The 19,096-nt window shown below is 72.0% G+C and carries 18 protein-coding genes; 9 read left to right on the top strand and 9 right to left on the bottom strand.

Annotation, left to right across the window (positions count from 1 at the left end; genetic code table 11):
* Positions 1-8 precede the first annotated feature (8 nt).
* A complete protein-coding gene (locus E7Z54_RS16455; protein ID WP_136435519.1) occupies positions 9-992 on the top strand; it encodes an NAD(P)-dependent alcohol dehydrogenase in 984 nt (327 codons plus the stop codon).
* Positions 993-1,002: 10 nt separating this feature from the next.
* On the opposite strand, the gene E7Z54_RS16450 is transcribed toward E7Z54_RS16455, so the two are convergent.
* From E7Z54_RS16450 to E7Z54_RS16440, 3 genes are all read right to left on the bottom strand, one after another.
* Positions 1,003-1,347 (bottom strand): ArsR/SmtB family transcription factor, encoded by a 345-nt coding sequence (locus E7Z54_RS16450; protein WP_136435517.1) that lies wholly within the window; start codon positions 1,345-1,347, stop codon positions 1,003-1,005.
* Entirely contained in the window at positions 1,344-1,805 is a 462-nt protein-coding gene (locus E7Z54_RS16445; protein ID WP_136435516.1) for an SRPBCC domain-containing protein, read from the bottom strand. The genes E7Z54_RS16450 and E7Z54_RS16445 overlap by 4 nt, the downstream gene beginning before the upstream one ends.
* 72 nt (positions 1,806-1,877) lie before the next feature.
* Complete coding sequence (locus tag E7Z54_RS16440) at positions 1,878-2,615, bottom strand: SDR family oxidoreductase (protein ID WP_136435514.1); 738 nt, start codon at positions 2,613-2,615, stop codon at positions 1,878-1,880.
* Between the two features lie 95 nt (positions 2,616-2,710).
* On the opposite strand from E7Z54_RS16440, the gene E7Z54_RS16435 reads away from it, so the two are divergent.
* Complete coding sequence (locus E7Z54_RS16435) at positions 2,711-3,868, top strand: ATP-binding protein (RefSeq protein ID WP_136435512.1); 1,158 nt, start codon at positions 2,711-2,713, stop codon at positions 3,866-3,868.
* 28 nt (positions 3,869-3,896) lie between these two features.
* On the opposite strand, the gene E7Z54_RS16430 is transcribed toward E7Z54_RS16435, so the two are convergent.
* Positions 3,897-4,895 (bottom strand): cytochrome d ubiquinol oxidase subunit II, encoded by a 999-nt coding sequence (locus E7Z54_RS16430; protein ID WP_136435510.1) that lies wholly within the window; start codon positions 4,893-4,895, stop codon positions 3,897-3,899.
* Positions 4,892-6,313, bottom strand: coding sequence for a cytochrome ubiquinol oxidase subunit I (locus tag E7Z54_RS16425; protein ID WP_240769738.1), 1,422 nt, complete (start codon positions 6,311-6,313; stop codon positions 4,892-4,894). The genes E7Z54_RS16430 and E7Z54_RS16425 overlap by 4 nt, the downstream gene beginning before the upstream one ends.
* 72 nt (positions 6,314-6,385) lie before the next feature.
* Here E7Z54_RS16425 and E7Z54_RS16420 point away from each other — a divergent pair, with 72 nt between their 5' ends.
* On the top strand, positions 6,386-7,183 hold the full coding sequence (locus tag E7Z54_RS16420) for an SDR family oxidoreductase (RefSeq protein WP_136435509.1): 798 nt from the start codon (positions 6,386-6,388) through the stop codon (positions 7,181-7,183).
* A gap of 2 nt (positions 7,184-7,185) precedes the next feature.
* On the opposite strand, the gene E7Z54_RS16415 is transcribed toward E7Z54_RS16420, so the two are convergent.
* A complete protein-coding gene (locus E7Z54_RS16415; protein ID WP_136435507.1) occupies positions 7,186-7,899 on the bottom strand; it encodes a sortase domain-containing protein in 714 nt (237 codons plus the stop codon).
* Entirely contained in the window at positions 7,896-8,786 is an 891-nt protein-coding gene (locus E7Z54_RS16410) for an LLM class F420-dependent oxidoreductase (RefSeq protein ID WP_136435505.1), read from the bottom strand. Before E7Z54_RS16410 ends, E7Z54_RS16415 begins: the two co-directional genes overlap by 4 nt.
* 52 nt (positions 8,787-8,838) lie before the next feature.
* Between E7Z54_RS16410 and E7Z54_RS16405 the strand changes: the two genes are divergently transcribed.
* The gene (locus E7Z54_RS16405) at positions 8,839-9,528 is read left to right on the top strand and encodes a peptidylprolyl isomerase (protein ID WP_240769737.1); all 690 of its coding nucleotides are present in this window, start codon (positions 8,839-8,841) and stop codon (positions 9,526-9,528) included.
* On the opposite strand, the gene E7Z54_RS16400 is transcribed toward E7Z54_RS16405, so the two are convergent.
* Positions 9,529-10,437 carry an SDR family NAD(P)-dependent oxidoreductase gene (locus E7Z54_RS16400; protein WP_136435503.1) on the bottom strand — a complete coding sequence of 303 codons (909 nt, stop codon included), beginning with the start codon at positions 10,435-10,437 and terminating at the stop codon, positions 9,529-9,531.
* A 51-nt stretch (positions 10,438-10,488) separates the two neighbouring features.
* Here E7Z54_RS16400 and pepN point away from each other — a divergent pair, with 51 nt between their 5' ends.
* The 5 genes from pepN (at position 10,489) to E7Z54_RS16375 (ending at position 18,236) form a co-directional block, all read left to right on the top strand.
* A complete protein-coding gene (pepN, locus tag E7Z54_RS16395; protein WP_240769736.1) occupies positions 10,489-12,945 on the top strand; it encodes an aminopeptidase N in 2,457 nt (818 codons plus the stop codon).
* Positions 12,942-13,757: a formate dehydrogenase accessory sulfurtransferase FdhD gene (locus E7Z54_RS16390; protein WP_136435502.1), complete on the top strand. Its 816-nt coding sequence runs from the start codon at positions 12,942-12,944 to the stop codon at positions 13,755-13,757. Before pepN ends, E7Z54_RS16390 begins: the two co-directional genes overlap by 4 nt.
* A gap of 71 nt (positions 13,758-13,828) precedes the next feature.
* Positions 13,829-15,289: a DNA recombination protein RmuC gene (gene rmuC / locus E7Z54_RS16385; RefSeq protein WP_240769734.1), complete on the top strand. Its 1,461-nt coding sequence runs from the start codon at positions 13,829-13,831 to the stop codon at positions 15,287-15,289.
* 20 nt (positions 15,290-15,309) lie between these two features.
* Positions 15,310-16,836, top strand: a complete 1,527-nt coding sequence (locus tag E7Z54_RS16380; RefSeq protein ID WP_136435500.1) for a TldD/PmbA family protein — start codon at positions 15,310-15,312, stop codon at positions 16,834-16,836.
* Positions 16,833-18,236, top strand: a complete 1,404-nt coding sequence (locus E7Z54_RS16375; protein ID WP_136435498.1) for a metallopeptidase TldD-related protein — start codon at positions 16,833-16,835, stop codon at positions 18,234-18,236. The genes E7Z54_RS16380 and E7Z54_RS16375 overlap by 4 nt, the downstream gene beginning before the upstream one ends.
* Positions 18,237-18,239: 3 nt before the next feature.
* Here the strand turns inward: E7Z54_RS16375 and E7Z54_RS16370 are convergent, their stop codons facing one another.
* Positions 18,240-19,091 (bottom strand): acyl-CoA thioesterase domain-containing protein, encoded by an 852-nt coding sequence (locus E7Z54_RS16370; protein ID WP_240769733.1) that lies wholly within the window; start codon positions 19,089-19,091, stop codon positions 18,240-18,242.
* Positions 19,092-19,096 lie beyond the last annotated feature (5 nt).

Below are 19,096 nucleotides of genomic sequence, written 5' to 3'. Positions count from 1 at the left end.
CACTGCGCATGAAGGCAATCGTGCAGCACTGCTACGGCGGGCCGGAGCAACTCCGCCTCGAGGACCTCCGGACGCCCGAGCCTGCGGCCGACCAGGTGCTGATCCGGGTGCACGCCGCCTCGGTCAACGCCTACGACTGGCACGTGATGCGCGGCGACCCGCGGCTCGCGCGCGTCGCCATGAGCCGCCCCCGCGGTCAGGCGCGCGGCCGCGATGTCGCCGGCATCGTGGAGGCCGTCGGCACAGAGATCGGCGACCTCGCGGTGGGCGACCGGGTGTACGGCGATCTGGGAGAGTCCGAGGGTGCGTTCGCCGAGTACGCCGTCGCCCGCCGAGGGTGCGTCGACCGGATGCCGGCCGGGCTGACGTTCGAGCAGGCGGCCGCCTTGCCCCTGGCCGCGACCACCGCCCTCATGGGCCTGCGCGACGCCGCCGAGACCGCCCCTGGCCAGCGGGTGCTGGTGAACGGCGCGTCAGGCGGCGTCGGCACGTTCGCGGTACAGATCGCGAAGGCGCTGGGCGCCCACGTCACCGGGGTCTGCAGCGCGCGCAACGCCGAGCTGGTCACCGCCCTGGGCGCCGACGAGGTCATCGACTACACCCGCACGGATGCCACCCGCACCGGTGCGTCGTACGACGTGGTGCTGGACCTGGTCGGCAACCACTCCCTGCGATCGCTCCGCCGGGTGCTGGCGCCCGGGGGCGTCGTGGTGCTCTCCGGAGGCGGGGTGTTCCAGGGCGGCAGCCTGGCCGGGCCGATGGCGCTGATCGTCAAGGCGAAGCTGGTGGCGCCGTTCATCCACGACCGGGTCGTGGTGCTCGAGACTGCGCCCAGTGCGTCCCACCTGGCGGCGCTTCGCGACCTGGTCGAATCCGGCTACCTCTCCCCCGCGATCGACCGCACCTTCCCGTTGGTCGACACGCCGGCGGCGATCAGCTATCTCGAGCAGGAGCACGCCCGGGCGAAGGTGATCATCTCCGTCCTGGGCTGAGCCGACGGCGTCACTTGACCTTGTCGATGGCCTCCGCGATCCGCTTGATCCGGCGCAGTCGCGCGTCCCAGGTGTTACCGACGGAGTTGAGCTGCGCCGCGGCGCGCTCGAGCTGGGCCCGGTCGACGCGGTAGTGCCGCTCGCGGCCCGACGGCGTCGCCGTGACCAGGCCGACCCGATCGAGGACGGCGAGGTGCTTGGCGACCGCCTGGCGCGTCACCGGCAGCTGCTCGCTGAGGGAGGTGGCCGTGGCCGGCCCCGAGTCGAGCAGCAGGTCGAGCAGCCGCCTCCGGGTCGGCTCCCCGATTGCGGACCAGAGCTCGTCGTCGACGTCCTCCACCAGCGAGGCGCTCACCGCGGGACCTCCAGTGAGGCGAGGTAGGGCGCGATCCGCGGCAGGTAGTGGTCCCAGCCGACGGAGTGCTCGCGGTACTGCTGCTCGAGGACCGCGACCTCCCAGCCCATCTCGCGGAACCCGGTCTCGGTCATCTTGAGCAGGGTCCCGTCACCGGACGGGATCAGGTCGAAGGTCACCAGGAGGGAGTTCCCCGCGGCTGCGGTCGCGCCCACCGGATGGGTCCAGCGGAACGAGAACAGCCGGGGTGGGCGCGCGGCGACCACGGTGAAGGCGACGGCGACGCCGTCGGCGTCGGGGTCACCGAAGACGATCTCCCCCGGCGACCCGGGCGTCAGGTCGTACCGCGCGTCATCCGGCCACCACTCCCGGACGTGCTCGGGCCTGCTCACCACCTCGAAGACGACCTCCGGCGCCGCGTCGACGTAGATCTCCCGCTCGATGGCCCCGAACTCCATGCCAACCTCCTGCAACGTTTGGTTGCGCGCCACGGTATCCCCTGTCGCGGCAGCGCGCGACCGGCCCGCCCTTCAGCGCCCGCCGCTCACGTCCAGGAACGAGCCGGTGGTGTACGACGCCGCCTCGGACAGCAGCCAGCACACCGCCTCGGCGACCTCGTCAGCCGTTCCCGAACGCCCCATCGGCGTCGTCGGAGCTAGCCGGTCGAGCCGGCCAGGCTCGTGGATCTCGGTGTCGATCAGGCCCGGTCGCACCGCGTTGACGCGGATCCCCTCCCCCGCGACCTCGCGGGCGAGACCCAGGGTGAGCGCATCCACCGCTGCCTTCGAGGCCGCGTAGTCGACGTACTCCCCAGCCGAGCCCAGCACCGCCGCGCGGGATGAGACGTTCACGATCGCACCGCCCCCGCCGCCGCCCGCCGTCGACATCAGCCGCACCGCCTCCCGCGCGCAGAGGAACGCGCCCAGCACGTTGACGTCCAGCAGGCGTCGGATCCGGCGGGCATCCATCTCCGCGACCGTGGCCGCCGGGGCGACCACGCCCGCGTTGTTGACGAGTCCGCGCAACGCACCGGCCTCGGCGGGGAGCGAGCCGAAGAGCCGCACGACCTCAGCCTCGACCGCGACGTCGAGCGGCCTGGCCTCCGCCCATCGCCCGGCCTCGCGACACTCGGCCGCTACCCGCGCGGCCTCGGCCGCGTTCGTCCGGTAGGTCAGCAGCACGTCCCATCCCCCAGCCGCCGCTCGACGCGCCGTGGCCGCTCCGATGCCCCTGCTCCCGCCGGTGATCACGACCAGACCGTTGCTCATGCTCGGGACCGTACAGATACGACGCCCGTAGTGTCTGACCGATCTTTATACTCCTTGCTAAGTATAAAGAAGTGTCATCGATCAAGGGGTCCCCCATGCTGCCGAATCCCTACACGCCGGGCGAGGCGCCGCCGCGCGTCTTCGTCGGCCGCGAGACCGAGATGGAGCGTCTCCGCGATCGGCTCGCCCGGGTGATCGCCTACGGCGAGATGATGGGCCCGTTGACCGTGCTCGCCGGGCCGCGCGGCGTCGGGAAGACCTCGCTGCTGCGCGCGGTGCAGGCCGATGCGGCCGCCGGGGGCTTCGTGACGGCGTGGTCGTCGTGCGTGAAGGACCAGCCGTTCCTCGGCGACGTCCTGCACTCGGTACGACGCGAGCTGGTCGGGGTCGGCGCGCTGGACGAGCCGCGGGGCGCCCGGATCGACGAGCTCGGCGTGGAGGTCGGCGTCGGCGTGGCGAAGCTGTCGGCGAAGGTGTCGCCCGGACGGCGACCGGCCGTGCCGGCCGCGCTCGTCGGGCCGCTCGAGGACTTCTTCCTCACCACCTCGACCCTGGCCCGCGAGTTCGGTGGTGTCGGCCTGCTCGTCCTGATCGACGAGATCCACGCCGCCCACCTTCCGGACGCGGCCGTGCTCCTCAACGCCGCGCAGAACATGACCGGCCAGCGCGAGCGTTTCCCGCTGGCCATCATCGGCGCCGGGCTGCCATCGGCCGTCAGCCACCTGACCCACGCCGCCACGTTCGGCGAGCGCACGACGGAGCGGTCGCTGACCGTGCTCGACGAGGCGACCTCGCGGGAGCTGCTGGTCAAGCCGGCGGCCGAGCTCGGCGTGCGATGGAGCGCGGCCGCACTCGACCTCGCCGTGGGCGCCGCGCGCGGCTACCCGCACTTCCTCCACCTGGTCGGCGAGGCCACCTGGTTCGCCGCCCAGCCCGCGAAGGGCGCCCTTCTCGACGCCGCCGACGTCCGTCGCGGCACCCCCGACGTGGAGTCGGGCGTCAACGCCCTCTTCCGGGCCCGCTGGGAGAACGCCACCGCCGCCGAGCGCTCCTTCCTGCAGGCGATGGCCACCAGCGGCAACGACGTGGTCAAGCGGTCCGAGATCGCCGACGCCCTCGGCGTGTCGACACGCGCGCTGAGCGTGGACCGCCGCAACCTGCTCGACAAGGGCCTGGTCGAGGCGCCCCAGCGCGGCTACCTGACCTTCAGCATCCCTGGCTTCGGGCAGTTCGTCCGGGACATGACCGACTGAGCCCAGACAGGCCGGGTCGTCCGGCCGGTCAGTGCGTCCACTCCTCCGACTGGGTGAGCCGGAACAGGTAGTAGAGCGACGGGCCGACCAGGGCCGCCGCCAGAGCGACCGCGACCAGCAATCCCTGGAGGGTGGCAGGCGCTCCGGCCGCGTCCTCGATCGTCACCTCGTCCACCAGCAGCCACGGGTACTGGCCGACGCCCCAGCCGGACACCACGGCTGCGACGGCGACCACCGCCGTGAGGCGAGCCGGTGCGAACCGGCGCCGCCACAGGAGCACGAGGGTCGCCACGCCGGCCAGCGCCGACACCACGACGAGCGGCGCGGCGCGTCCCTCGAGGCCGTCGGCCAGCGTCGGTGCGTCCCGCTGGATCGGCACCAGCGCGGCGAAGACCGCCGCACCCGTCAGGGCGCCGACGGCCAGCGTCCTGCCCCGCAGCTGCTCCGCCAGCCGGGTGCTGGCGCTGCGGGCGGCGTCCGCCGCCAGGAAGGTGCCGGCGAGGAAGGCACAGGTGCCGACCGCGATCACCCCGCCGAAGAGCGACGTCGGGTTGATCCACGACGACCAGAGGTCACCGTGTCCGTCGGCCGGCACCCGGCCGGACGCGAGGCCGCCGGCGACGGTGCCGAGGAAGAACGGCGTCAGCACCGACGACAGCGCGAACACCGCTCCGAACAGCCGCGCCTGTCCGAGCGTCGCGGCGTACTTGCGGAAGGCGAAGCTCGCGCCGCGCAGCACGATGCCCAGGAGCGCCAGCAGCAGCGGGAGGATCAGCGTCGTCATCGCCGCGGCGAACGACGTCGGGAAGCCGGTCCACCACATGACCAGGACGTAGATCAGCCACACGTGGTTGGCCTCCCAGACCGGCCCGATGCTGTGGTCGACCAGCGTCCGCAGCTCCGCACCGCGGCGGCTCCCGCCTGCGGTCAGGTCGTAGAACCCGGATCCGAAGTCGGCGCCCCCGAGCACGGCGTACGCGACAACGCCGACGAACAGCGCGGCCGCGACCGCGACCTCGAGGCTCATCGGCGCTCCTCTGCCGTCTCGGTGTCCCAGAGCCGGGACTCCGGTCCGTACGGACTCGGCAGCTCCGCCTCACCCGCCCGCCAGCGCCGCGCCATCGAGCGGAGTACGACGACCGCGCCGACCGTCATCGCCGCGTAGACCAGCGAGGTGGTGCCCAGGAGCCACCACAGCCGGGAGGTGTAGTCACCCACCGCCTCCGGCGTGCGCATCACGCCGTAGACGATCCACGGCTGCCGCCCCACCTCGGTGGCGATCCACCCGGCCTCCATCGCCAGCACGGCGAGCGGACCGCCTGCGGCCGCGAACCGCAGGAACAGGCGACTCTCGAGCAGGTCCCTCCCGCGTCGCCGGAGCACCCAGAAGGCCACCGAGGAGAGCATCAGCAGCGAGCCGATCCCGACCATCGTCTGGAAGGCCCAGTGGGTCAGGTTGACCGGCGGGCGGTCGGCCTCCGGGATCTCGTCGAGTCCGGGGACCGGCTCGCTCGGGGAGTTCATCGCGATCAGGGAGCCGAGGTAGGGGATGTCGAGGGCGTAGCGGACCTCGCCGTCGACGAGGACGCCGCCGATCCGCAGCGGCGACGGGCTCTCCGTGGTCTCGGCGAGCTCGAAGGCCGCGAGCTTCGCCGGCTGGCGCTCGTCCAGGCCGGCACCGAGCACGTGTCCCACGAACGGCTGCGCGACGGCCGCGATGCTCGCGAAGACGAACGGGACGAGGAACCCGAGCCGGTGGTGCTCGTCGCGCCGGCCGCGCAGCATGCCGACGGCGTACACGCCGGCGATCGTGAAGCCGGCGACCATGTAGGCCGCCACCCACATGTGCGCGAACTGGAGGAAGGCGTGCTGGTTGAACAGCACCGCCCACGGCTCGACGTCGGTGACCTGGCCGTCGACGATCCGGAAACCGGTCGGGACGTTCATCCACGCGTTCACCGCAAGCACGCAGTAGGTTCCGACCACGCCGGTCACGGCCATCGGCAGCACCATCAGCACGTGCTGCCTCGGTGGCATCCGGCCCCAGCCGTAGAGGTAGATCCCGAGGAAGATCGCCTCGAGGAAGAACGCCAGGCCCTCGAACGCGAAGGGCAGCCCGAGCACGTCGCCGTACGTTCCCATCAGGCCGGGCCAGAGCAGTCCCATCTCGAAGCTGAGCACCGTGCCGGACACGGCGCCGATCGCGAACAGCACCGCGGAGACCTTCGCCCAGCGCTTCGCCAGGCCCAGCGCCACCGGGTCGTCCCGCCGGATCCCCCGCAGGTGCATCACGAAGATCATCGCCGGGAAGGCGACCCCGAAGCACGCCAGGACGATGTGCCAGCCCAGCGACAGCGCCATCTGTTGGCGGGCCGGGAGCAGGCCTGCGGGCTCGGCCGCTTGGGCGAGCTGGGTCAGCTGGGCAACGAGGTCGGCGGCCACCACGCTTCGAACCTACGCGGCCGGTGCGGTGGACTCACTCGTTTGTGAATGTTTTCACAAGTGATACTGAGCGGCATGACCCGACCCTCCGTCTTCATCACCGGCGCCGCCGCCGGCATCGGCCGTGCCATCGCCTCGCGCTTCGCGCGGGAGGGCTACCTGGTCGGCGCGTACGACGTCGACCTGGCCGGGCTCGCGACCCTGGCCTCCGACCTGGGCCCGGTGCTGGGCACCGGCCGGGGCGAGGTGGTCACCGGCGAGCTCGACGTCAGCGACCCGGCGGCGTGGCGGACCCGCCTGGACGAGTTCAGCGGCCACGCCGGTGGACGCCTCGACGTCCTCGTCAACAACGCCGGAGTCCTGCGGAGCGGCCCGTTCGCGGACATCCCGCTGGAGGCGCAGCACGCGCTCGTCGACGTCAACGTGAAAGGCGTGCTCAACGGCTGTCACACCGCCTATCCGCTCCTGAGTGCCACGCCCGGCGCGCACGTCGTCAACCTGGCCTCCGCCAGCGCGATCTACGGCCAACCGGAGCTCGCCACCTACTCCGCCACCAAGTTCGCCGTCCGCGGCATCACCGAGGCACTCGACCTCGAGTGGGCGAGGGAGGACATCACCGTGCGTGCGGTGTGGCCGCTGTTCGTCAAGACCGCCATGACCTCCGACATGGACATCGCCGCCAGCCGGTCGCTCGGCGTGCGGCTGACGCCGCAGGACGTCGCCGACGAGGTGTACGCCGTCGTCCGGCCGCACCGGCTTCCCCGCGCCGTGCACCGGGCGGTGGGTCGGCAGGCCACGGCGCTGATGGCCGCCTCGGCGATGACGCCCGGCTGGCTGCTGCGGGCGATCAACAGGAGGATCGCCGGTGCGTGACATCAGGAGCTGCTGACCAGCACCCCGATCTTGTCGATCCGGTGCTCGGGGTTGTCGAGCTCGTCCGCCCAGTAGTTCCCAGCGGCATGGTCCTCCTGGGTCGCGCACGTCGAGAGCGTGATCATCGCCCGGGTCGGCTCGGCGCCGGGCCACCCCGGCACCGCCGCGCGTTGTGCGCGCAGCGACGCCGGCGACCGGAAGGAGGTCCGCCGGGTCGCGGTGATCTCGTAGACGTACCGCCGCTCCCCCACCTCCACCACCACCCGGTCGCCGCGCCGCAGCCTCGGCAGGTCCACGAAGGCCTGCGTCGAGGACAGCCGATGCGCGGTCACCTGATAGTTGCCGATCCCGCCGGGGCCGACGCCGCCCTCGGGCCCGAACGGGCTCGCGGCGAGGCCGCGGTCCTGGATCTCGGTCCCCGGCGCGTCGTCGGTCCTGCCCCGGTACGGCACCACCACGAGGTCGTCGATCCCGAGCTTTCTGATCGTCAGCGTCGCCCGGCGGGGTCGGCCGTCGGACGGCTCCGGGCCGGCATCCGGCGAGGCGGTGTCCGCCGCCGACCCGCTGGACGCGGACGGTGGCGAGGACTCCGGTGCGGGAGACGGCGCGGTGGAGGTCGGCTCCGGGCCGGACTCCCCCGACTCGCGGGGGGACGACGAGCACGCGACCAGGAGGAGGCCCGTCGCGGCGATCCCGATCGCCCTCCACACCGTCATGGCCAAGGCTCCCCCACCTGAGGCAGCACGTCCGTCACGAGCGCCTCGGCCCACGACTCCGGGTCGACCCCGGTCGGCGGCATCATCGTCGCGAGGTCGACGCCGAGCTCGCCGTACTGCTCCATCTCCTTGAGGAAGCCGTCCCGGTCGGCCACCGGATCTCCGAACCAGAGGACCGTCTTGCGGATCCGCTCGTAGTCACGGCCGAGCTCGTCGCAGTGCCGCCGGAGGACGTCGAGCTTGTGGGCGACACCGGGAACGCCCTCGCCGGTGAAGAGGTTGCACGCGTCGCCGTACCGCGCGACCAGCCGCAGGGTCTTGCGCTCGCCCTGGCCGCCCACCATCAGCGGCACCCGACCGCGGACCGGCCTCGGCCGGCAGATGGTCTCGGCCAGCCGGTAGTGCTCGCCGTCGAACGGGCCGTCGTCGTCGCTCCACATCTGCTCGGCGATCCGGATCGTCTCCTCCAGCCGCTCGAAGCGCTCGGCGATCGGCGGGAACGGGATGCCGAGCCCGCGGTGCTCGCGCTCGTACCACCCGGCGCCGAGGCCGAGCCACGCCCGACCGTCCGACAGGACGTCGAGGGTGGAGACGACCTTCGCCAGGACGCCGGGGTGGCGGTAGGTCACGCCGGTGACGAGCAGGCCGAGGTCGATCCGCTTCGTGACCGCCGCGAGATAGCCCAAGGTGGTGTAGCCCTCGAGCATCGGCTCGTGCGCTCCGTCGTGCGCGCCGTGGTGCCGGCCCATCTGGAAGTAGTGGTCCATCACGCTGAAGAGTGCGATGCCGCCCTCGTCGGCGATCGTGGCGGTGTCGGTCAGCCGACCGACCAAGGTGGACTCCCACTGGGGGTGGGTGAAGCTCGCGTAGTGGATGCCGAGGTCCATGTGCCTCAACCTACGCCCGGGTGGTGGGGGGAGACTGCGTACGATGCGGCCCATGCGTCCCCCCATGCGTTCCTCCCTGCGCGCCGCTGTGCCGGCCCTGCTCCTGCTCGCCCCGCTCTCCGCCTGCTCCGACGACGCGTCGGCGGGGGACAACACGAGCCCGTCGGATGCGGCGGCGTCGGAGGGGCCCTGCACCTACGAGCCCGACGGCACCTCCTCCGATGTCGAACTGCCGCCCTCGCAGCCGACCGCGTCGGGTCAGGTGCCGGTCACGATGACCACCTCGGTCGGAGAGTTCAAGGCGACCCTCGACGCCGACCGGGCGCCGTGCACGGTGAACTCGTTCGTCTCGCTCGCCGAGCAGGAGTACTTCGACGGCACGTCCTGCCACCGGCTGACGACCAGGCCCGGCTTCCAGGTGCTCCAGTGCGGCGACCCGGACGGCACCGGCATGGGCGGACCCGGCTACACCGTCCCGGCAGAGTTCGACGGCACCGAGACCTACCCGGCCGGCACCCTGGCGATGGCGCGGGCACAGGACCCCGACAGCGGCGGGTCGCAGTTCTTCATCGTGTACGGCGACACCGGCCTGGACCCGTCCTACACGGTCTTCGGCACGGTCGACGCCGACACGGTCGCCCGGATCGCCAAGGCCGCCGAGGCCGGCGTCACCCCGGAGATGGGCCCGGAGGACGGCCGCCCGAAGACCCCGGTCACCTTCGAGACCGTCAGCGTCGACTGATCAGGACGACCCCGCCGGCAGGTCCACCCCGGTGAGCTCGACCGACCTCGCCCACAGCGCGTGGGCGAGGTCGGTGTCCCCGACGGCCGGCGCCATCCGGGCGGGCGCCGGCCAGCCCCAGAGCTCGGTCCTGCCGTGCGGTCCGATGTAGGTGCCGCCCGGGACGTCCATCGTCGCCGCGTAGACGGTGCACAGAGCGCCGCGCCAGGCCGGCATGCTCACCAGCCGCTGCCCGAAGACCCCGACTGCGCTCACCAGCGGGTTGGCCGACCCGCTGGTGATCCGGCTGACGGAGGCGCCGGGATGCGTCCCGACCGCACGCAGCGGCGAGCCCGCCCGGGTGAGACGACGGTCGAGCTCGACCATGAACAGCAGGTCGGCCAGCTTGGAGGCGCCGTACGCCGCGAACGCCCGGTAGGGGCGTCGCCTCCAGCCGAGGTCGTCGAGATCGAGCGCCCGGCTGCCCGAGCGGTGCTCCCGCGATCCGAGCATCACCACCCGGTCGGTCAGCAGCGGCACCAGCAGGTTGGTGAGCGCGAAGTGGCCGAGGTAGTTGGTCGCGAAGTGCATCTCCACGCCCTCGGGCGTGAGGGCGTAGGGCACCCCGAGCACCCCGGCGTTGTTGATGAGCACGTCGACGGGACGGTCGTCCTGGTGAAGCGCGGCCGCGAAGCTCCTGACCGAGTCCAGGTCACTGACGTCGAGCCGCCGGACCTCCACCCGGCCCTCGTCGTGGCCCGGCACCGTCGGCGCCACGGCCTCGCCCTTCTCGACGCTGCGACAGGCCATCACGATCGAGGCGCCCCGGGAGCCGAGGATGCGCGCGGTCTCCAGGCCCAGCCCGCCGTTGGCTCCGGTGATCACGAACCGCCGCCCCTGCTGCTGCGGTACTTCGGTCCACGGACGCATGGTCCGAAGGTTGCCACATCGCGGTGCCCCCTCCGTCCCTAGGCTGGAAGCGTGACGAGCATCTCCACCGACTCCCGCAGCCTCACCCGCGCCGAGGCCGAGCACCGGGCCGCGGCGCTCACCGTGGCGTCGTACGACGTCGAGCTGGACCTCAGCGTCGCCGACGAGGTCTTCCGGTCCCGCACCACGATCCGCTTCTCCTCCGAACCGGTGGAGACGTTCCTCGACGTGAAGCCGCGGGCACTGCACGCGGTGACCCTCGACGGTCTGCCCCTGCGCCCGGAGCTGCTCGATCGCGGCCGACTTGCCCTGGAGCTGGGCGCCGGTGAGCACGAGCTGGTGGTGGACGCGACGATGGGCTTCCGGAACGACGGCGAGGGTCTGCACCGGATGGTCGACCCGGCCGACGGGTTGGCCTACGTCTACGGGATGTCCTTCATGGACGCGGCACCGTCGGTCTTCGCGTGCTTCGACCAGCCGGACCTGAAGGCGCCCTACACGATGCGGGTGACCGCGCCTGCCGACTGGATGGTCGTCGGCAACGCGCCGGCTCGAGAGGCCGGCGCGCAGGACGGCGTACGACGGTGGGAGATCGGCCCCACGCCGCCCCTGGCCACCTACTTCGTCACGATCGTCGCCGGTCCGTATCACCGGCTGACCGACGAGCACGACGGCATCCCGCTGGGCCTCAGCGCCCGGAGGAGCCTCGCCGGGACGCTCGACCGCGAGGCCGACGAGCTGCTCACCCTCACCCGCCAGTGCTTCGACGAGTTCCACCGGCTGTTCGGCGTCCGCTACCCCTTCGGCGACTACCACCAGGCATTCGTGCCGGAGTTCAACGCCGGGGCCATGGAGAACCCGGGGTGCATCACGATCCGCGACCCGCTGCTCTTCGAGGGCAGCAGCACCCGCGCGGACCGCAGCTTCCGTGCCGCCCTGATCGCGCACGAGATGGCGCACCAGTGGTTCGGCAACATCGTCACCCCGCGCTGGTGGGACGACCTCTGGCTCAACGAGAGCTTCGCCGAGTACATGGGCTACCGGGTGACCGCCGACGTCACGCAGTACCACGACGCATGGCTCCACCAGTCCTACGCACGGCGGGTGTGGGGCATCGCCGCGGACTCGCGCCCGACGACGCACCCGGTCGCCGGCAACGACGCACCCGACGCGCTCGCCGCACTGCAGAACTTCGACGGCATCTCCTATGCGCGAGGCTCCAACGTGCTTCGCCAGCTGGCGGCGCGCCTCGGTGACGACGCGTTCCTGGATGGGGTCCGTGAGCACTTCGACCGCCACCGCTTCGGGAATGCGACCATGCACGATCTCTTCGCGAGCTGGGCCCGGGCGGCCGGCGGCGTCGACCTCGACGGCTTCGTGAGGGACTGGCTGCTCACGCCGGGGCCGGACGTGCTCACCCTGGACCGGCCTGCTGGCGTGATCCGGCGCTCGTCCCCCGACGCCCATCCCGCGGACCGCCGGCACCAGCTGGACATCGCGGTCCACGACGGGGCGCGCTGGGAGGTCCGTCCGCTCGTCGTGGACGGGCCGGAGGCTCCGGTCGAGGTCGGCCGGGCACCCGTGCTGATCGACGCGCACGAGACCACGTGGGCGGTCAGCCCGCCCGATCCGCTGACCATGGCGGCCCTGCCCGCGCTGGCGGCGGACATGGCGGACCCCCAGCTGCGCGCGTCGATGTGGAACAACGTGCGGATGGGCCTGTTCAACGGCGTGCTGTCCCCGGCACAGGTGGCCGACCTGGTCGCGGCGGCGCCCCCGGTCGAGGACACCGCCGACGGTGTCCGCAACCTGCTGCCGTGGGTGCTCGGAACCGTGCTTCCCCTCGCCCCTGAGGGGACCCTGTCCCGATTCCACGCGGCGGTGCGAAGGGCCGGCGAGCGGTCGGCGCCCGGCTCCGAGCTCCAGCTCTCGGCCTTCCGAGCGACCGTGCTGACAGCCACGGACGCCGAGGAGCTCTACCGCTGGGCGGCCGGTGAACGCCTGCCGGACGGCATCGCGCCCGACGGCGATCTGCGGTGGAAGGCGTGGCGCAGGCTCGCTGAGATCGGGGCCACCGACCGCACCGCCCTCGACGCGATGCTCGCCGCCGAGCCGAGCGGCTCCGCGACCGTCGCCCACGCCCGCGCCGTGGCGTCACTGCCCACGGCCGAGGCCAAGGAGTTCGCCTGGGCCCGTGCGACGGGCGAGGTGTCGGTGGCCAACTACGAGATCGACGCGGCGGGCGCCGGGATGTGGCGGCCCGACCAGCTGGAGGTCACCGCCCCGTTCGCGGACGCCTACTTCTCGCAGCTGGACGCCATCGTCGCGGCGCACCAGGGCTGGGTGCAGGCGGTGGTGGTGCAGGCGTTCTTCCCCATCACCCATCTCGACGACGCGACCGCTGCCGCTGCGAAGGCCGCGCTGGAGCACGACCTCCCGGTCGCCGTACGACGCCGCCTGGCCGACCGCGTCGACGAGCTGGAACGCCTCCGTGCGGTGCTCCCGTGAAGGAGCGCCGCCCCGGGCCCACCGGCCGCGTCCACGTAGCGGAGTACGACGCCGGCCCGGCCCCCAGCCGCCACGAGGACCGGGTGCTGACGGAGGAGCCACTGGAGATCCGGCTCGGCTGGCCGGGCGCGCCGGCACGCCGGGTGTGGACCACGCTGCGCACTCCGGGCAACGACTTCGAGCTCGCCGCCGGCTGGGTGCACCACGAGGGCCTGGGGTCCGCCTCGGGCGTCGCCTACTGCACCGACCGTGACCTGACACCCGAGCAGGAGTTCAACGTCGTCACGGTGACCCTCCTGGCCGCTCCACCTCGCCTGCCCACGCAGCTCGACGCGCTGAGCGCGGGCTCCTCCGCATGCGGGGTCTGCGGAACCGACAGCGTGAGCGAGGTGCTGGCGCGCCGTCCGGCCGCCGCCTGGGACGGCGCGCTGCCCTCACCCGCGGTCGTCCGGTCCCTGCCCGGCCTCATGCGGCCCCATCAGGAGCTCTTCGCCCGCACCGGCAGCGCGCACGCGGCGGGCCTGTTCACAGCCGACGGCGAGCTCCTGGTGTGCCGGGAGGACGTGGGCCGGCACAACGCGGTGGACAAGGCGGTCGGGTCCAGGCTGCTGCACGGCGACCCGCCATCGGCTGCCGCGCTCGTGGTGAGCGGCCGCGCCGGTTTCGAGCTGGCGCAGAAGGCCGTGGCGAGCGGTGTCGGCGCACTCGTCGCCGTGGGTGCGCCGACCGGGCTCTCGGCCCGTCTCGCCAGCGAGGCCGGACTTGCCCTGTTCGGCTGGACCAGCGACGGGCGGACCGTCCGCTACGCCTGAGGACCAAGCATCTCGGCCGCCCCGGCGTGGGGGCACCGGATGTGTCGGGCCGCCCTGTTTGACTGCTCCACATGGAAATCGTCGCACTGCTGATCGGCCTACTCCTCGGCGCCGCCGCGGGGTGGTTCGCCCGTCAGTCGATGATCCGTGACACGTCCGCCGACCTGGAGGCCACGGCGCGCGAGCATGCCGTCGAGCTCGATCGTCTCGCGGGCCGGCACCAGGCCGAGCTCGCCATCGTCCGCCACGAGGTCGACCTGGCCATGGCCCGCCAGGACGCCGTGGTCGCACGCGTGCGCGAGCAGGAGGCAGCGGCCCGCGCCGCCGTGCAGAGCGACCTCGCCGCCGCGATGGCCACCGTCGAGCAGCTCCGCGACGCCCTGGAGGCCGCCCGCGACCAGCACAAGGTGCTCGTCGACCAGCACCGACAGGCGCAGCGGGAGCGGGAGCAGGCCGAGGGCGGCCACAACCAGGTCCTCAAGACACTCACCCCGGTGGCCGAGCAGCTGCGAGCGATGCAGCGCCGAGTCGAGGAGCTGGAGCAGCAACGCTCCCATCAGCACGGCGAGCTCGCCGAGCAGCTGCGCACCACCGCGCACACCGTCGCCGAGTCCAAGAAGGCCGCCGACACCCTCGCCTCGGCGCTCACCAACAACGCCGTCCGGGGCGTGTGGGGCGAGACCCAGCTGCGCACGCTCGTGGAGTCCGCGGGCCTGCTGCAGCGGGTCGACTTCGACGTGCAGCACTCGATCGAGGCCGACTCCGGCGCGCGCCGCCCGGACATGGTGATCAACCTGCCCGGCGGCAAGCAGATGGCGATCGACGCCAAGGTGCCCTACAACGCCTTCATCGACGCCCACAAGCCGGGGATCGCGCCCGAGCGACGCCTGGAGCTCCTTGCCCAGCACGCGAAGCGGGTCCGCAACCACGTCGACGCCCTGTCTGCGAAGAACTACTGGACCGGTCTCTCCGCGAGCCCCGAGTTCACGGTGGCGTTCATCCCCAACGAGCAGCTGTTGTCGATGGCGCTGGACACCGACCCCTCACTGCTCGAGTACGCCTTCGGGAAGGGCGTCGTGCTCGCGACGCCGACGAACCTCTGGGCCATCCTCAAGACCGTCGCCTTCACCTGGCGTCAGGACGTCCTCACCGACGACGCCAAGGAGCTCTTCGACCTCGGACGCGAGCTCTACCGGCGGATCGCCAAGCTCGCCGACCACGCTGAGAAGCTGCGTCGGTCCCTCGAGACCACCGTCAAGAGCTACAACGCCTTCGCGAGCTCACTCGAGACCCGGGTCCTGGTCACCGCCCGCAAGCTGGACCACATGGACGAGTCCGCCGTCCTCGGCACCGTCGGCCAGATCGACGTCATGCCCAAGCCGCTCACCAGTGGGGACTTCGAGACGGTTGCCGGCCAAGCGCCTCGAGCCCAGGACTTCGAGGTCATCGCCGACGTCGAGCGCCCGGAGCTCACCTTCGAGTTCGAGGCCGTCGACGTGGAGATCGTCGAGGACGACGCGCAGGCCGGCTGAGTCCCGCTAGATTTCGCGCCATGGCATCCGGGCAGCTCGATCCGACCTTCCTCGACCTCCCGTTCCGTCGGCTCGGTGAGGTCGCCCTGGCCCGCGCCGCGGACCTCGGCGCCACTCACGCGGACTTCCGCGGCGAACGGATCCGCACCCAGCACATCTCCGTTCGCGACCGCGCCCTCCAAGGAGCCTCCGAGGGCGACGCGGTCGGGTTCTCGGTCCGCGTCGTGCACGCGGGGGCCTGGGGGTTCGCATCCGGTGTCGTCCTGACCGACGACGAGGCGCGCCGCGTGGCGGAGACGGCCGTGAGCGTCGCGCAGGTCGCGGCGGCGATGACCACCCGACCCGTCGAGCTCGCGCGCGAGCCGGTGTACGACGACGTCACCTGGGTCTCGTCGTACGACGTGAACCCGTTTGACGTGCCCACCGGCGACAAGACCGCAGTGCTCATCGACTGGACCGAGCGGCTCCGTCGCCACGACGCGGTCCAGCACGCGTCGTCGTACCTCCTCGCCGTGCAGGAGAACAAGTACTACGCCGACCTCGCCGGTACCCGCACGACCCAGCAGCGGATCCGGATGCAGCCGGGGTTCGAGGCGATGGGCGCCACCGAGGACCTGTTCGACTCGATGGCCAGCATCGCGCCGCCGGTCGGCCGCGGCTGGGAGTACGTCACCGACGGCTACCCGTGGGACGACGAGCTGGCGGAGGTCCCCGACCTGCTCGAGGAGAAGCTGAAGGCGCCGAGCGTGGAGGCAGGTCGCTACGACCTGGTCATCCATCCGTCCAACCTGTGGCTGACGATCCACGAGTCGATCGGACACGCGACCGAGCTCGACCGCGCGCTGGGCTACGAGGCCAACTACGCGGGCACGTCGTTCGCGACCCCGGACAAGCTGAACACACTGCAGTACGGATCCCCGGTCATGCAGGTCACCGGCGACCGCACCGTGGAGCACGGCCTCGCGACCATCGGGTACGACGACGAGGGCGTCGCCACCCAGCAGTGGGACATCGTGCGCGACGGGCTGTTCGTCGGCTACCAGCTCGACCGGCCGATGGCGGCGCTCTTCCCGGAGCTCAACCGGCTCGACGGACAGGGCCGCTCCAACGGCTGCGCCTTCGCCGACTCCCCCGGCCACATCCCGATCCAGCGGATGGCGAACGTGTCCCTGCAGGCCGCCGCCGACGGACCGAGCACCGAGGAGCTGATCGGCCAGGTCGACCGTGGGCTCTACGTCGTCGGCGACAACTCCTGGTCGATCGACATGCAGCGCTACAACTTCCAGTTCACCGGTCAGCGCTTCTACCGGATCGAGGGGGGCAGGCTCGCCGGCCAGGTGCGCGACGTCGCCTACCAGGCGACGACCATCGACTTCTGGAACTCGCTGGCGGCGGTCGGCGGCCCGGACACCTGGCTCCTCGGCGGCGCGTTCAACTGCGGCAAGGCGCAGCCTGGCCAGGTCGCCGCCGTCAGCCATGGTTGCCCGACGTCGCTGTTCCGCGACGTGCGAGTGCTGAACACGACCGAGGAAGGAGCGCAGGCATGACCGGTGTCATTCCGCAGGATCTCGCCGAGCTGGCCCTGGCCGCCTCCTCGGCCGATGACTGCATCGTCCTGCTGAGCGACAGCACCAGCGCCAACCTCCGCTGGGCGAACAACACCCTGACCACCAACGGGGTCATGGTGGACCGCTCGGTCACGGTCATCTCGTTCGTCCGCTCGGCCCGCGGTGTCGCGGCGGCGTCGGTCAGCGGGAGTGCGACCTCGAAGGAGCAGGTGACCGACCTGGTCGCTGCGGCCGATGCCGCCGCACGCAAGGCAGAACCGGCCGAGGACGCTGCCGAGCTGGTCGACGACCGCGTCTCACCGGACTGGGCGGAACCGTCGGCACCGACCGACATCGGTGTCTACCGCGACGTCGCGCCGGCCCTCGGCGAGGCGTTCTCCCGCGCCCAGGCGGCCGGCCGGGTGCTCTACGGCTTCGTCGACCACGACGTGACCACCACCTACCTCGCCTCGTCGACCGGGCTGCGTCTCCGCCATGTCCAGCCCACCGGCCACTACGCCTGCACCGGCAAGGACGCGGAGCTCACCCGGAGCGCCTGGGTCGGCGGCGCGACCCGGGACTTCTCCGACGTCGACCCGCTGGCTCTCGACGCCGAGCTGGAGAAGCGGCTCGAGTGGGGCAGGCGCCGCCTCGAGCTGCCCGCCGGACGCTACGAGACCATCCTGCCGCCGAGCTCGGTGGCCGACCTGATGATCGACGCCTACTGGTACGCCGGGGCACGCGATGCCCACGAGGGTCAGTCGGTCTACAGCAAGCGGCCGGCCGGCACCCGGATCGGCGAGCAGATCACCGCGCCGGGCGTCCGGCTCCACTCCGACCCGGCGCTTCCCGGGCTGGCCTGCGCGCCGTTCTCGATCGCGACGTCCTCCGGCCCGACCACCTCGGTGTTCGACAACGGCATCGAGCTGGGACCGACGGACTGGATCCGTGACGGGGTGCTGACCTCGCTGGTGCAGACCCGCCACAGCGCACACCTGACCGAGCAGCCGGTGACGCCGTACGTCGACAACCTCGCGCTGACCATCGACGGAGCGGCCGGCGGCGTCGTCGAGACCGTCGACGACCTGGTCGCCGGCACCGAGCGGGGGCTGCTCCTCACCTGCCTGTGGTACATCCGAGTGGTCGACCCGCAGACGCTGCTCCTGACCGGCCTGACGCGGGACGGCGTCTACCTCGTCGAGGGCGGCGAGATCACCGGTTCGGTCAACAACTTCCGCTGGAACGAGAGCCCGATCGACCTGCTGCGCAGGTTCAGCGCGGCCTCGGCGACGGTCCCGAGCTTCAGCCGCGAGTGGGGTGACGAGTACTTCAGCCGCACGGCCACGCCAGCCCTGCGGATCCCCGACTTCAACATGAGCTCGGTCTCCCAGGCGTTGTAGCCCTCAGACGCCGGGCGTTCCCTTCGACCCGTCCCACTCGGACGCGGAGAGGTCGACGGTCCGTCGGGTGTTCGCCAGGGAGGTCACGGTCGCGGTCCCGATCGGTCCGAGCCGGTCGAAGACCTCGGCGGTGCCGACGGCCACGCCGGCGGACGCGACGTGGTCGGTGGTGCGCAGCCCCAGGGACGCGCTCTCGGGCAGTCTGGCGATGGCCAGGCTGATGTCGGTGTTGATGAACTCGACGCCCCCGCTGCCCCAGTTCGTCACCATGCTCGTCGCGTCGGCGATCGAGGCGACGGCCTGGAAGGGCGTGCACTCCTCGTCGACCACGATCGGCATCGCGGTCTGCCACGTCTGGTGGCGGCCCGCATTCTGGTGCTCGGTGAAGTCGTCGGACCACGGCTTGCCGCTCGCGAAGATCGGGACATGGTGCTCGCCCGTGCTCGGAGCGACGTCCGCCGGCGGCGGGCTCGGCCGGTCTTCGGCGGACCAGACCTCGCCCGGCGGGTTCTGCGACGACGTGAGGAACGTCGCGCCGGCCCGGGCCACGACCTCGCCGTCCTGCTCGACGACGGCGTCCAGCAGCAGGAGCCGCGGGCCCTCGCGGACGATGGTCGCGCTGCTGGTCGTCGCGGTCATCCGCGCCGGCCGGAACAGGTCCACGTGGTAGCGCGCCGGCACCAGGTCCGTGCGGCCCGTGACCGCAACCCTCTGCTCGAGCGTTCGCGCGAGCAGGCCGCTGACCGCCACGCCGTGCATCTGGTCGGCGCGCCACAGGCTCTGGGCCAGCGGCAGCGGCGTGTAGGTGTCGCCATCGCGACGGAACCAGCCCAGCTGGAACGTGTTCTCGTTCACGGGGC

Origin of the sequence: Nocardioides sp., from assembly GCF_004803405.1 — a bacterium.
Classification (GTDB): Bacteria; Actinomycetota; Actinomycetes; order Propionibacteriales; family Nocardioidaceae; genus Nocardioides; species Nocardioides vastitatis.
This window is presented reverse-complemented; position numbering and strand designations above follow the sequence as displayed.

Excerpts from the sequence above, each read along its gene's own strand:
- E7Z54_RS16455 (WP_136435519.1), top strand. The coding sequence starts at position 9 with ATGAAGGCAATCGTGCAGCACTGCTACGGCGGGCCGGAGCAACTCCGC.
- E7Z54_RS16445 (WP_136435516.1), bottom strand. The coding sequence starts at position 1,805 with ATGGAGTTCGGGGCCATCGAGCGGGAGATCTACGTCGACGCGGCGCCG.
- E7Z54_RS16440 (WP_136435514.1), bottom strand. The coding sequence starts at position 2,615 with ATGAGCAACGGTCTGGTCGTGATCACCGGCGGGAGCAGGGGCATCGGA.
- E7Z54_RS16435 (WP_136435512.1), top strand. The coding sequence starts at position 2,711 with ATGCTGCCGAATCCCTACACGCCGGGCGAGGCGCCGCCGCGCGTCTTC.
- E7Z54_RS16430 (WP_136435510.1), bottom strand. The coding sequence starts at position 4,895 with ATGAGCCTCGAGGTCGCGGTCGCGGCCGCGCTGTTCGTCGGCGTTGTC.
- E7Z54_RS16420 (WP_136435509.1), top strand. The coding sequence starts at position 6,386 with ATGACCCGACCCTCCGTCTTCATCACCGGCGCCGCCGCCGGCATCGGC.
- E7Z54_RS16415 (WP_136435507.1), bottom strand. The coding sequence starts at position 7,899 with ATGACGGTGTGGAGGGCGATCGGGATCGCCGCGACGGGCCTCCTCCTG.
- E7Z54_RS16410 (WP_136435505.1), bottom strand. The coding sequence starts at position 8,786 with ATGGACCTCGGCATCCACTACGCGAGCTTCACCCACCCCCAGTGGGAG.
- E7Z54_RS16405 (WP_240769737.1), top strand. The coding sequence starts at position 8,839 with ATGCGTCCCCCCATGCGTTCCTCCCTGCGCGCCGCTGTGCCGGCCCTG.
- E7Z54_RS16400 (WP_136435503.1), bottom strand. The coding sequence starts at position 10,437 with ATGCGTCCGTGGACCGAAGTACCGCAGCAGCAGGGGCGGCGGTTCGTG.
- rmuC (WP_240769734.1), top strand. The coding sequence starts at position 13,829 with ATGGAAATCGTCGCACTGCTGATCGGCCTACTCCTCGGCGCCGCCGCG.
- E7Z54_RS16380 (WP_136435500.1), top strand. The coding sequence starts at position 15,310 with ATGGCATCCGGGCAGCTCGATCCGACCTTCCTCGACCTCCCGTTCCGT.
- E7Z54_RS16375 (WP_136435498.1), top strand. The coding sequence starts at position 16,833 with ATGACCGGTGTCATTCCGCAGGATCTCGCCGAGCTGGCCCTGGCCGCC.